7 protein-coding genes are annotated in these 12380 nt (G+C 71.4%); 2 read left to right on the top strand and 5 right to left on the bottom strand.

From position 1 onward, the window contains the following. Positions 1 to 3: 3 nt before the first annotated feature. Positions 4 to 1617, bottom strand: a complete 1614-nt coding sequence (locus GAS53_RS02550; RefSeq protein ID WP_151475726.1) for a sensor histidine kinase — start codon at positions 1615 to 1617, stop codon at positions 4 to 6. 409 nt (positions 1618 to 2026) lie between these two features. On the opposite strand from GAS53_RS02550, the gene GAS53_RS02545 reads away from it, so the two are divergent. Beyond that, entirely contained in the window at positions 2027 to 3403 is a 1377-nt protein-coding gene (locus GAS53_RS02545) for a cytochrome P450 (protein ID WP_151475725.1), read from the top strand. Then, the gene (locus GAS53_RS02540; RefSeq protein ID WP_151475724.1) at positions 3403 to 3912 is read left to right on the top strand and encodes a GNAT family N-acetyltransferase; all 510 of its coding nucleotides are present in this window, start codon (positions 3403 to 3405) and stop codon (positions 3910 to 3912) included. The genes GAS53_RS02545 and GAS53_RS02540 overlap by 1 nt, the downstream gene beginning before the upstream one ends. Here the strand turns inward: GAS53_RS02540 and ccrA are convergent. Genes ccrA through GAS53_RS02520 form a run of 4 tightly spaced genes read right to left on the bottom strand, consistent with a single transcriptional unit; the run spans position 3896 to position 12326 of the window. Next, the gene (gene ccrA, locus GAS53_RS02535; RefSeq protein ID WP_151475723.1) at positions 3896 to 5200 is read right to left on the bottom strand and encodes a crotonyl-CoA carboxylase/reductase; all 1305 of its coding nucleotides are present in this window, start codon (positions 5198 to 5200) and stop codon (positions 3896 to 3898) included. The two genes, GAS53_RS02540 and ccrA, sit on opposite strands and share 17 nt — an antisense overlap. A 60-nt stretch (positions 5201 to 5260) precedes the next feature. After that, positions 5261 to 6241 carry an alpha/beta hydrolase gene (locus GAS53_RS02530; protein WP_151475722.1) on the bottom strand — a complete coding sequence of 327 codons (981 nt, stop codon included), beginning with the start codon at positions 6239 to 6241 and terminating at the stop codon, positions 5261 to 5263. Positions 6242 to 6255: 14 nt separating this feature from the next. Further along, a complete protein-coding gene (locus GAS53_RS02525) occupies positions 6256 to 10587 on the bottom strand; it encodes a type I polyketide synthase (protein WP_151475721.1) in 4332 nt (1443 codons plus the stop codon). Beyond that, entirely contained in the window at positions 10584 to 12326 is a 1743-nt protein-coding gene (locus tag GAS53_RS02520; protein ID WP_151475720.1) for a fatty acyl-AMP ligase, read from the bottom strand. The genes GAS53_RS02525 and GAS53_RS02520 overlap by 4 nt, the downstream gene beginning before the upstream one ends. Positions 12327 to 12380: the final 54 nt, after the last annotated feature.

The following is a 12380-nucleotide window of genomic DNA, read 5'->3' as shown; positions in this document are numbered from 1 at the left end:
GGACTAGTCGCTCTCTTCAGTGCGGTGCTCTGTGGACTCACGTCCGGCGGTCGCCTCACGCCCGGCGGTCGACTCGCGTCCGGCCGTGGCGAAGGCGGCCAGGCCGGCGAAGGATTCGTCCGGCGGCACCGCGTGCGAGGCGGTGGCGGTGGACTCGTCTTCGCGTGCGGCCGGCTTGGGCCGCTCGGACTCGGCCCGCCTTCGGCGCCTGGGCAGACCGCCGGGCGTGGTGTCCCCGGCCCCCTCCGGCTCGGCCTGCGTCGTTTCCTCGGCCGGGAGCGAACCGGTGTCCGGCGCGGCGGAGACCTGAGCGGCCGGAGCCGGGGTCGTGACGGCGGCGGGCAGCTGGCTGAAGTACTTGTGCGGTACCACGATGACCACTGAGGTGCCGAGCCAGGGCGAGTCCGCGAAGGTGACCCTGATGCCGTAGCGGCGGGCCAAGGTCCCCACCACTCGGAGGCCGAGATGGGCGTCCTCGGACACGCCTCCGAGACCCGGGCCGGCGGCTTCGCCCTCGAGTGCCTGGAGCGCCTCCCGCTTCTTCTCCTCGGTCAGTCCCTTGCCGGAGTCCTGGATCTCGATGCCGACGCCGTTGGGCACCTCCTTGCCGGAAACAATCACCGGTTCGGTGGGAGGTGAGTAGCGTGCCGCGTTGTCCAGCAGGTGGGCGAAGACCAGCGTGAGGTGATCGACGAGGCCGCCGTCGACGCCGAGTTCGGGCAGGTGCTGGACCTGGACGCGGTCGAAGTCCTTGATCCGGCCGATGCCGCCGCGGACCACGCTGAGCAGTCGCTGCGGTTCCTGCCACTGCCGACCGGGCCGGTCCGAGCCGCCGAGTACGCCGATGCTCGCAGCCAGTGAGTCGGCGGGGCCGAGTTGCTGGTCCAGCTCCATCAGGCCCTGGGCGACGGAGGGCAGTCTGCCGTGCTCGCCCTGCATCTCGTGCAGCCGGCCGCGCAGCTTGCTGGTCAGCACGTGGATGCGGCTGCCGATGCTGATGACGGCCTGTTCGGCGGAGGTGGAGCGGTTGAACTCCTGCTCCACGCCGATGAGCGCGGTCCTCAGGACCTTGCGCAACTCGGCCCGCAGGTCGGGGCTGACCTCCGCGCACTGGTTGACGGTGGGCAGCACGTCGTCGATGGCCTCACCGCTGCGCAACCGCTTCAGCGCGTCCGGCAACTGGGTGTCGGCGAGCAGAGCGACGGCGGCCTGCTGCCGGTCCAGCTGCACCTGCCAGGCCTGGGCCTGCTCGGCGATCCGCGCCTCGTACGCCTTGGACTGCTCCGCCAGCTGTGCGTCGTGAGATGAGCGCTCGGCCGCGTACTTCCGCTCCAGGCCGGCCACATGCTGCTGCCACTGCTGGGAGTGCTCGGCCTGCGAGGTCCTGAACTCGGCTGCACTGCCGTGCAGTTGACGCTGTGATCGGATAAGGAGCCGTACGCAGACAGCACTTGCTGTCGTCGCCACGGCCCCGGCGACGATCGCGGTTATTCGGGTCTGGTCGGAGCCCGTGACCGCGGCGACGACGGTCCCAGTACCCAAGGTCAGTGGCAGCAGCCACCAGCTGTACCAAGCGACCGGTGCCCGCGCCGCCGGTGGCGGAGTGGCAAGTTCCATGTGCATCCTTCGAAGCAACACGATCGAACGGGGGGTGAAAGCTCGGGCGGCACTCGTCGCGTGGTGTGTTCCCCCGCGCAACGGGCATGCGTGGGCAACGAGCGACAACCGATTGTGATCGCGTCAACTCGCCGCGCCTCAGGGAACCTTATCGGGTTTGATCTCCTGAGAATCAACCTCTCCCACCACATGGCCGCAGCTTTGGCCATGCTCCGACCTGGGACATTCGAGTCGACAAATACCCCTACTCATCACCACGACCGCTCACAACGATGCGACTCGATCCGTGGATACACCACAGGTTCGCAGCTCCTTGGCACTCTTCACGTGGCCGATACCACGCGGAATGCGGGATTGGCTGCAGGGCCAAGGAGGGAAGTCATGGTGTCATCTTCGTGAAGGGGAACTCATGACCATCGCAGCGCCTCCCCCCATACCCAAGGCGGCGGGATCGCTCCCGCTGCTCGGCCACGCGATACCGCTCATGCGCGACAACCTCTCGTTCATCGCCTCACTGCGCGGATACGGCCCCCTCGTCGAGATACGCCTCCAACCCAAGCAGCCAACCCTCGTCGTCAACGACCCCGCCCTGATCCGAACGATGCTCGTCGACGTCGCCCCCACCCTCGACAAGGGCCGGTTCTTCGAGAAGATGGGCCAGCTGCTCGGCGACAGCGTGGTCACGGCCGCGGGCACCGAGCACGTCCGCAAACGCCGCCAACTCCAGCCGGCCTTCCGCCACGCCGAGATCACCCGGTACGTCGACCTCATGCGCGAGCAGGTCACCACCGCCATGACCCGCTGGCAGCCAGGCCAGGTCCTCGACGTACGCGAGGTGATGGTCAAACTCTCCCTCGACATGCTCTCCGCGACCGTCTTCTCCGCCAGCATCGACGAGGCGGCCTTCCACCGGCTGCGCAGCGACCTGTCGGTGGTCATGAACGGCGTCGGCACCCGCATCATGCTGCCGGACTGGGCGGAGAAACTGCCGCTGCCCGCCAACCGGCGCTTCACCGCCGCCCGCGACGCCGTGCGTGCCACCATCGGTGAGGCGGTGGACACACTGCGGGCGTCCGGCCGCGACACCGGGGACATGCTGTCCCTGCTGTTGCAGGCGCAGGACGAGGCGACCGGGCAGCCGCTGACGGGTCACCAGATCTGCTCGGAGATCCTGACGCTGGCGGTAGCCGGTACCGAAACCACCGCGTCCGTACTGTCCTGGGTGCTCTACGAGCTCGCACGCGACCCCGCGATCGACGAGCGCGTCCAGACCGAACTCCACGACGTGCTCGGCGAACGGCCTGTCACCTTCGACGACCTCACGCAACTGCCCTACCTGGGCCGCGTCATCACCGAAGCCCTCCGCCTGCACCACACCGGCTGGCTCGTCACTCGCCGCACTCTCCAACCGACCCGTCTCGGCCAGTGGGAAATCCCGGCCGACACCGAACTCGCCTACTGTCAGCACGCACTGCACCGCGACGCCGAACTGTTCCCCGACCCCCTGCGCTTCAACCCCGATCGATGGCTGGACAAGAGCCAGGCGCAGCTCGCCGACGGAGCGTTCCTCCCTTTCGGCGCGGGCAAGCACAAGTGCATCGGCGACCGCTTCGCCCAGGCCGAGATCACCACTGCGATCGCGACCCTCACCCGGACCTGGCGCCTCGACCTCGCCCCCGGCCAGAGCATCCGCCCTGTGGCCCGCGCCACCGTAAGGCCCAGCACCCTCAAGATGACCGCCCAGCCCCGCGAACGGGTCCAGAAGAAGGGGGAGCAGCTCGACTGATGCCGCGTATATGCCCAGCCCGCGTCGGGGATCACCCCACGATCGTCGTCTGCGTCCAGAAGTGGTGGGGCGACTCGCGCACTCCCGAGGAGGCGCGCGAGTTGTCGCTGCTGCTGCCGCGGCTGTTCCTGCAGTTCTTCGCCGGCACGAGCCTGGTGTGGGAGGACGAGGGGCGGGAGATCACGGGATTCCTGATCGGCTTCTACTCCGCGGACGACGAGGACCAGGCGTACGTCCATTTCGTGGGCGTGGACCCGGAGTTGCGGGGCCGAGGTGTGGCCCGCGCCCTGTACTACGAGTTCCTGCGGCGCGCCGCCGAGGCGGGCCGCAGCGAGGTGCGGGCGATCACCTCGCCCGGGAACACCGGGTCCATCGCTTTCCACCGCGCCCTGGGATTCACCCTCGAGGCGGGTGACGACGCGGTCGGCGGTCTGCCCGTGCACCGTGACTACGACGGGCCCGGGCAGGACCGGGTGTGCTTCCGGAAGACGCTCACGCCCGGGCAGTGAGCGTCTTCCGGCGTTCAGGGTCCGTGACGCCGAGGCCAAGCGTCGGAGCCAAGCCGAGGACGCCGACCTTGCCCAGGTGGGCGTTGTTCTGGACCAGGCGGGCCGCCTCGGCCGCGTCGGCGAGGGGGTAGGTCTCGGTGAGCGCGGGCGTGAGGTGGCCGAGGTCGAGGAGGCGGCCGACGGCGGCCTGCTCGTGGAGGTTGGAGCCGTGGCTGCCGATGACGCGCTTGAGGCGCATCCAGAGGTAGCGGTTGTCGAACTCGTGCTGGTAGCCGGTGCTGGAGCCGCAGGTCACCACCGAGCCACCACGGCGGACGACGAAGACGGAGACGCCGAAGGTGGCCCGGCCGACGTGCTCGAAGACGATGTGCGGGTCCTCGCCCGTCGCGGCCCGGATCAGCTTGCCGAGCCGCTTGCCGACCACGGCGGGATCGGCGGGCGCCTTGCTGCCGCTGAGGCCGATCTCCTCCCGGTTGATCACATGGTGGCAGCCCAGGCGGCGGGCGTACTCCGCCTTCCGCTCGCTGCTGACGACGCCGACGGCGATGCCCCCGCCGTTGCGGACGAGTTGGACCGCGTACGCACCGAGGCCGCCCGCCGCTCCCCAGATCAGGACGACGTCGCCCTGTGTCATCCGGGCACCCCGGTCGCTGACGAGCATGCGGTACGCCGTTCCCGCGCACAGCGGGTTCGAGGCGGCCTCCTCCCAGGTCAAGTGGGCTGGTTTGGGAAGGAGTTGGCTGGTCCGGGCGACGGCGTAGTGGGCCAGTCCGCCGTAGTTGGTCTCGAAGCCCCACGCCAGCATGCCGGTGCCCAGCATGCCGTCGGCGTGGGTCGCCGGGTCCTCCTCGTCGACGTACACCGGGCTCACCGCGACGTGGTCGCCGACCTGCCATCGGCGCACACCCGAACCGGTGCGCACGACGACGCCGGAGGCGTCCGAGCCGATCACGTGGAAGGGCTGGTCGTGCCGGGCCGCCCAGCGGTCCTGGCGGCCGAAGTGCTTCAGGAAGGCGAAGGTCGGGATGGGTTCGAACATCGCCGACCAGACGGTGTTGTAGTTGATGCCGCTCGCCATGACGGCCACCAGGACCTCGTTCGGGGCGAGTTCGGGCATCGGTACGTCGCCGAGGTGGATGGACTTGCGGACGTCCTTGTCGGCGACGCCGGTGAAGCTGTCCACGTCCTCCGCGCGCAGATGGGCGGCGGTGAAGCGGTCGGGTAACGGGAGGTGCTCCAGTTCGGTGCGGGCGGCTCCCGCGACGACGGCTTCGGCCAGGGCATCCATGGTGGTTCCTCCTTGAAGAGTCGGCTCGGGCAAGGGATCGGCTCAGACCGGGGCCCGAGGTCAGCTCAGGCCGAGACCCGCCGCGAGCGTCGGCCACGAGGCCTTGAACTCCTGCCGCCAGTTCGGCCAGTTGTGCACTCCCCCGCTGTAGAAGTGCACCTGGGCCGGGATGTCCAGGGCTTCCAACTGCCGTGTAAATCGGTGTGCTTGGGACCACAGCACGCCTTCGAGCACCGCACCTTCGAGGTTGCCGAAGTCATTGCTGGGCAGTCCGCTGCCCTGGGAGACGTACAACTTCGTGCCCTTGAGGTTGTGGGCCTGCGCGTACGGGTTGTGCCGCGCCCAGTTGTCCCGGTTGAGCAGCGGGCTGCCCCAGAGGGTCAGCGGCAGCAGCTGTTCCCGGGCGACGATCGCGTTGAGCACGGTCGGCATGCCGAAAGCCGTGGTGTCGAGGACCCCGCTGTACGAGGCGGCCGCTCCGAAGGTGCCGGGATGCCGGGCGGCGAACGCCAGGGCTCCATAGCCGCCGGTGGAGACTCCGGCCACGGCGCGGGTCGTCCCCGCCCGGAACTTCTGCCGCAACAGGCCCATCAGCTCGTCGACTTGGAACTTCTCGTAGTCCGGTGCGTCGGAACTGCCGTAGTTCCACCAGTCAGTGGGGATGCCGGTGGGGCCGGACGACGGCATCACGGTGAGGACGTTCTGGCCGGCGAGGAAGTCGACGACGTCCGTCTCGCGGGTCCAGGACGTGTAGTCGTCGTGCGCGCCCTGGAGGAGATAGAGGACGGGCCAGGTGCGGCCCGGGTGTGCGGCGTATCCGGTCGGCAGGACCACGCGTACGGGGAGGTTGGCACCGACCGCCGGGGAGGCGACCGTGAGGTCGACGGTACGGGCGTCCAGCCACTTCTCGCCGACGATGGTGGCGCCCTCGGCCACCGCTACGGCGGGAGCGGCCGCCGCGGGCGGGGCGGTGAGCACAACTCCCGTGCTGAGCAGGGCGGTTGTCACCGCGAGAGCGGCAAATCTGCGCTTCTGAGCCATGGCGGCAAGTCCCTTCAGGAGTCCCGCAGCTCGCGTGTGAGCAGTCGGGCCAGTTCGTCGACGACCGGTGGGTCGAGCAGCGACAGGTGGTGGCCGGGGAGCGGGACGACGGTCAGGTCGGTGCAGTGCGCGTCCCAGCCGAGCGTCGCGTCGCCGCGCTCGTAGCGGGGGTCGCGGACCGTGTGCGGGGCGGGCTCGCTCGCCCGGTAGAGCAGGGTGCGGCCGGTGTACCGACCGGGCTTGTGACGCTCGCCGCCGCGGAGGTCCAGATACGAGGTGCGCTGGTGCTCGAGGACGGCGTCCGGCAGGTCGACGGTGTCCCTCAGCACCTTGATGACCAGGTCGATCTGTTCCGTGTCGTCGAGCCCGGCGAGTTCGTCGTACGGCAGGTCGAGCGGGGTGCCGTAGGTGCGTTCCACGTACGCGGCGAAGTCCCGGAAGTGCCGTAGGGCCAGGTCCGCCGAGGTGAGGCGGGTGGCCAGGGGCAGGACCGAGTCGAGCAGGATCAGGGCGCAGACTCTCCCGTGCGGGGCGAGAAGTCCGGCCGCCTCGTGCGCGAGCACGCCGCCGTACGACCAACCACCCACCGCCCAGGGGCCGTTGGGGCGCACCTCCCGCACGCGCCGGGCGAACTCCGCGGCCCGTCCGGGCACATCGTCGGGATCGGCCTGCCGGTCGAAGCCGTACACGGGGCGGTCACCGTCGAGGCGGTGTGCCAGCCGGGCGTAGACGTCCGCGGATCCGCCTGCGGCGTGGGCGAGGAAGAGGGGGGTGCGGGGGCCGTCGGCGGGGAAGGTGCGCAGGGGCGCGGGGCCGGTGGGGTGCTTGCGCGCGGGACTTGTCGCCGCACTGCTCCGTGCGGGGGCCCCGGAGGCGGGACTCGCCAAAGTCCCTTGGTGCCCCATGGTCCCTTGGAGCCCGACCGCCTCGGAGGCGCGGCTTGCCACGGGACGTTCGCGCCCGACCGCCCCGCGAACCGGGCGCGCTATGGCTGCTTCGCTTCCGACCGCCCCGCGAACGGGATCGACCGTGGGCCCATCGCGCCCGACCGTCTCTGAGTCGGAGCTCGCCGCGGTCCCCTGCTGTCCCCGGCCGCCGGCCTTCACCGGCTCTCCCCCGGCCCCCAGGAGCTCCGCAACCCCTCTCAGCGTGCCTCGCCTCAGCAGCACACCCGGTTCCACCTCGACGTCGAACTCCCCCTCGACGACGGCCCGTATCCGCACGGCCGTGAGGGAGTCCAGTCCGAGGTCGGTCAACGGAGTGTCGGGGTCGAGATGGTCGGGGCTGTAGCCCATGACTCCGGCCACGCACCGCTGAAGGCGCTCAAGGGGACCCGCACTCCGGTCGGTCGGCTCGGCCGGGAGCGGCTCGTCCGCCGTCTTCTCCCCCGCCCAGAACCGGCGATGACGCCAGCGCGGCGGCGGGACGTCCATGATGCGCCCCTCGGGGTGCAGGCCCTCCCGTGGCTGGGCCACCCGCACACCGTGGACGAGCAGTGTGGCCAGCGAGGTGCGGAAGGCGAGTGCGTCGTCGGTGTCGCGGCGCAGCGTGGGGACGATCAGCGCGTCCGCCGCGCCGGCCTCCCGCAGGGTCTCGGTCAGCGGGTGCAACTGCGTTGCGTGCGGGGCGACTTCGATGAAGACGCGGTGTCCGTCCTCGGCGGCCGCGCGTACCGCCTGTGCGAAGCGGACGGGGTTGCGCAGGTTGGCAGCCCAGTACTCCGTGTCGCAGGGCACGGCCTCGCGGGGATCGCCGAGCGCGGTGGAGTAGCGGCGACAGCGGGGCGCGGTGTGCCGAACCTCGCCCAGCTCCCACGCGAACTCCGGTAGCAGCGGATCGACTTCGGGCGAGTGCCCCGCTCCCGACACACCCAGCGAACGGGCGAACCCGCCGGCTTCGGTCACCCGGGCGATCAGCCCGGCGACGTCCTCGGCCGAGCCCGTGACCACGCTCTGCATCGGCGAGGCGTGCACGGCGACTTCCAGCGTGCGGAACTCCCTTGCCAGCAAAGGGATTTCGGCGGCCGGGAGGTCCACGACCGCCATGGCTCCGCCGGTCAGCCGGTCCAGCAGCCGGGACCGTACGGCGACGATGCGGGCGCCGGTCGCCTCGTCCAGCGCGCCCGACACGACCGCCGCCGCGATCTCGCCAAGGGAGTGGCCAATGACGGCGGCGGGTTCGAGGCCGTACGAGCGCCACAGTTCGGCTAGGGCGACCTGGACTCCGTACAGGACGGGCATCACGGTGGCGGGCGTCGACAGGTCGGCGTCGGGCCGGAGTCCGGCGCGCAGGGAGAGGTCCGCGTGTTCGCGCAGGAGTGGTTCCAGTCGGTCGACGGCGGCCGCGAACACCTCTTCCGTCGCGAGGAGTCGGCCGGCCATGCCGGGCCACTGGGAGCCGTAACCGGAGAAGACCCACACCACAGGGCCGGGTCCGCCCGGTGTTCCCTCCCCCGTGATGAGATGCGGCGAGGGGTCGCCCGCGGCGAGGCGGCTGAGCGCGGTGGTCGTCTCCGTGCGGTCCCGGGTGACGAGGGCCGCGCGATGCCGACCGCGGCCGATGCGGCCGGCCAGGGTGCGGGCGAGATCACAGTCGCGTACGCGCCGGCTGTCGGGGGTGTCCAGCCAGGCGGCCAACTCGCCCGCGTACGCGCGCACACGCTCTTTTGTCGGCCCGTCGAGCAGGAGCAGCGCGGGGCGCTCGCAAGAGCTGTTCGCCCGGCCGACTGGACGGTGTTCGGAGAGGACGACATGGGCGTTCGTACCGCCGAAGCCGAAGGCCGACACACCCGCGGTGGCCGTGCCCGAGTAGCGGGGCCAGGGTTCGGGCGAGGTGACCACGCGCAGGCCGAGCGCGTCGAGGTCGGCGTGCGGACCCTGGCGGGTGAAGTGGAGGTGGGCGGGGATCTCGCCGTGGTGCAGGGCGAGCACGGTCTTGATCAGGCCCGCGATGCCGGCGGCGGCCTCCAGGTGGCCGAGGTTCGTCTTGGCCGAGCCGATCAGGAGAGGTTGTTCCATGGAGCGGTCACGGCCGAGTACGGCGCCGAGGGCGTCCGCCTCGATCGGGTCGCCGAGGGCGGTGCCGGTGCCGTGCGCCTCGACGTAGTCCACGGTCGCCGGATCGGCGTGCGCCTCGGCGAGGAGGGCACGCTGGGCCTCGGCGTTGGGGGCCGTCAGGCCGTTGGAGCGGCCGTCGGAGTTGACGGCCGTCCCGCGGATCACCGCGAGGACGCGGTCGCCGTCGCGTTCGGCGTCCGTGAGCCGTTTCAGTACGACGACTCCGCAGCCCTCGCCTCGTACGATCCCGTCGGCGGTGGCGTCGAAGGCCTTGCAGCGGCCGTCCGGGGCGAGGGCGCCCGCGCGTTGGAAACCGAGGGTGACGGCGGGGGTCAGGAGCAGGTTCACCCCGGCGGCGAGCGCCGTGTCGCTCTCGCCCGTCAGCAGGCTGCGTACGGCGTGATGGACCGCGACCAGCGACGAGGAGCACGCCGTGTCGACGGACAGGCTGGGGCCGCGCAGGTCGAGGGCGTACGACAGCCGGCCCGCGGCGATGCTCAGGGCCGCGCCGGTGGCCGTCCAGGCGTCCACCGCACGGAGGTCGGCGGTCGTGAGGTGCGCGTACTCGTTGCCGCTGATGCCCACGAAGACGCCGGTGCGGGTGCCCGCGAGCGTGGGCGCGGACAGGGCCGCGTGGTCGAGGGCCTCGCGGGTGACTTCGAGAAGCATGCGGTGCTGGGGGTCCATGGCGGTGGCCTCGTGCGCGGGGATGCCGAAGAACTCGGCGTCGAAGCCCGCGATGTCGTCGAGACCGCCGAGGAAGGCGCCGTGCCGGCTCACGTCGTCGGGCAGCCGTTCCGGATCCCGCACGAAGGGGTCCCATCGGCCGGTCGGAAGCGTGCCGACGGCGTCGCGGCCCTCGGTGAGCAGCCGCCAGTACGCGTCGGGGGAGGTGACACCGCCGGGGAAGCGGCAGCCGAGACCGATGACGGCAACAGGGGTCGACTGGGTGACGGGGGTTGATGGAGGAGAGGACGTGCGGGCCGTCGGTGACTGGTCGCGCCCATGCGGCGAGGCCGCGTATGTCACAGCCTCGCGCCCCTGACGGGGCTCGTCCTCACCCAGCCGTCCCGCCAGCGCGTCGACTGTCGGGGCGTCCCACAACAACGTGTCCGGCAGCCGCCGTCCCGCCAGCTCGCTCAGTGCTGCCGTGAGCGCCAGCGCGTCCCGTGAGGTCAGTCCGGCCTCCGCCAAGGGGCGGTCGTCGGGCAACTCGTCCGGGGACACGCCGTACCAGGCCTGGAGCCGTTCCGCGACCAGCCCGCGGATCTCCGCACGTGACGCGCTCATCGCGGCCCGAACCCGCCGTCGAGGAAGCGTGCCCGGGCGGCCGTGCGGGACACCTTGCCGCTGCTCGTACGGGGGACGGAGCCGGGCGGGACGAGCAGCAGCGAGCCGAGGCGCAGGCCGTGGCGGGCCGAGACCGCGGCGCGTACGGCGCGTTCGGCGCTCCGGATGTCCTCCTCCGCCGGTTCGGTGTCCCGCCGGTGCTCCGCGACCACGACCAGCTCCTCGCCCACGTCGTCCGGCCGGGTCACTCCGAACGCGGCGAGCCGGTCCGGGCGGACCAGCGAGACGGCCGTCTGTACGGTCTCCTCGATGTCCTGGGGGTAGTGGTTGCGCCCGTCCACGATGAGTACGTCCTTGAGGCGCCCGGTGACGAGGAGCCGGCCGTCGTGCAGGGCACCGAGGTCCCCCGTCCGCAGCCAGTCCCCCGCCGCGCCGAAGCCGAAGGTCTCGGCCGTGAGCCCGGCGCGCTTCCAGTAGCCGAGCCCGATGTTGGGACCGCGCAGCTGGATCTCGCCGACCCGCCCTTCCGGCAGCACGGCACCGTCCGCACCGGCGATCCGCAGCTCCTGCCCGACGGGTGCCCCGCAGGAGACGAGCAGGGCCGCTCCCTCGTCCGTCGTCTCCTCGATCCGCCCCTCCGCGAGCGCGTCGGCGTCGCAGGCGACGGTCGGGGGAGGCGCGTCCGGGGAGCTCGCGGTCACGAACACGGTGGCCTCCGCCAGGCCGTACGCCGGACAGTGCGCCGCGGGGTCGAGCCCGGCGGGCGCGAAGGCGGTACCGAAGCGGTCCACCGTCCCGGCCCGGACCGGCTCGCTGCCGTTGATGAGCACCCGTACGCGGTCCAGGCGGAGTTCGTCGACGAGCACCGGGTCGGTGCGGGCCACGCAGTAGTCGTACGCGAAGTTCGGGGCGGCGCTGATGGTTCCCTCGTACGAGCCGAGGAGGCGCAGCCAGCGGGAGGGGTCCTGGAGGAAGGCGAGGGGGTCCATGAGGACGGACGGGAAACCGCCCACGACGGGCGCGGCGATGCTGAGGACGAGGCCCATGTCGTGGAAGAGCGGCAGCCAGCCGACCGTCGTGGCGGCCTCCGGATCGGCGACGAACGCGTCGATGGCCTGGCGGGCGTTGGCGACGACGTTGGCGTGGCTGATCATCACGCCGGCCGGGCTGCGGGTGGAGCCGGAGGTGTACTGGAGGTACGCGATGTCGTCCGGCTCCGCGGCGGGCTCAGGTTCGTCTGTGTCTTCGAAGTATTCGAATCCGCCGCGCTGGATGGGGAGTTGGTCGATGGGTACGGTCGGGACGTCCGGCAGGTCCCGGTCCCGGACGAAGGCGCGTATCGCGGGAGCCGTGCCGGAGTCGGTGAGCAGACAGGCTGGTTCGCAGTCGGCGAGGACGGCCGCCAGCCTTCCTTCGTGGCCGGGGAGTTGGGGGCCGAAGAGCGGTACGGCGATCACGCGCGCATACAGGCAGCCGAGGAACCCGGCGGCGTAGTCGAGGCCTTGGGGCAGCACGAGGGCGGCCCGTTCGCCGGGGGTCGCGACGGTGACGAGGCGGGCGGCGACCGCTCTGGCCCGGGCGTCGAGGGCGCGCCAGCCGAGCGTGCGGTGCAGTCCGGTGGAGGAGCTGTCGGGGAAGTCGACGTGACTGAAGGCGCGTTGCTGCGGCCGGTGTCTGGCCCAGTGCCTCAGATGGTCCGTGAGTGAGGCTGCGTCGGCGGCGGGCCGGGCGGAGGTCATGGGCGGCTCCAACTGGGTCGGCTACGGCGCGAGTTGAACCATTGCGTCGGCGCG

The sequence above is a fragment of the Streptomyces albicerus genome (genome assembly GCF_008905045.1).
GTDB lineage: Bacteria > Actinomycetota > Actinomycetes > Streptomycetales > Streptomycetaceae > Streptomyces > Streptomyces albicerus.
Note: the sequence above shows the minus strand (reverse complement) of the source record. Positions and strands in the feature narration are given on the sequence as shown.

Excerpts from the sequence above, each read along its gene's own strand:
- ccrA (WP_151475723.1), bottom strand. The coding sequence starts at position 5,200 with ATGGATGCCCTGGCCGAAGCCGTCGTCGCGGGAGCCGCCCGCACCGAA.
- GAS53_RS02530 (WP_151475722.1), bottom strand. The coding sequence starts at position 6,241 with ATGGCTCAGAAGCGCAGATTTGCCGCTCTCGCGGTGACAACCGCCCTG.
- GAS53_RS02520 (WP_151475720.1), bottom strand. The coding sequence starts at position 12,326 with ATGACCTCCGCCCGGCCCGCCGCCGACGCAGCCTCACTCACGGACCAT.
- GAS53_RS02545 (WP_151475725.1), top strand. The coding sequence starts at position 2,027 with ATGACCATCGCAGCGCCTCCCCCCATACCCAAGGCGGCGGGATCGCTC.
- GAS53_RS02540 (WP_151475724.1), top strand. The coding sequence starts at position 3,403 with ATGCCGCGTATATGCCCAGCCCGCGTCGGGGATCACCCCACGATCGTC.
- GAS53_RS02550 (WP_151475726.1), bottom strand. The coding sequence starts at position 1,617 with ATGGAACTTGCCACTCCGCCACCGGCGGCGCGGGCACCGGTCGCTTGG.
- GAS53_RS02525 (WP_151475721.1), bottom strand. The coding sequence starts at position 10,587 with ATGAGCGCGTCACGTGCGGAGATCCGCGGGCTGGTCGCGGAACGGCTC.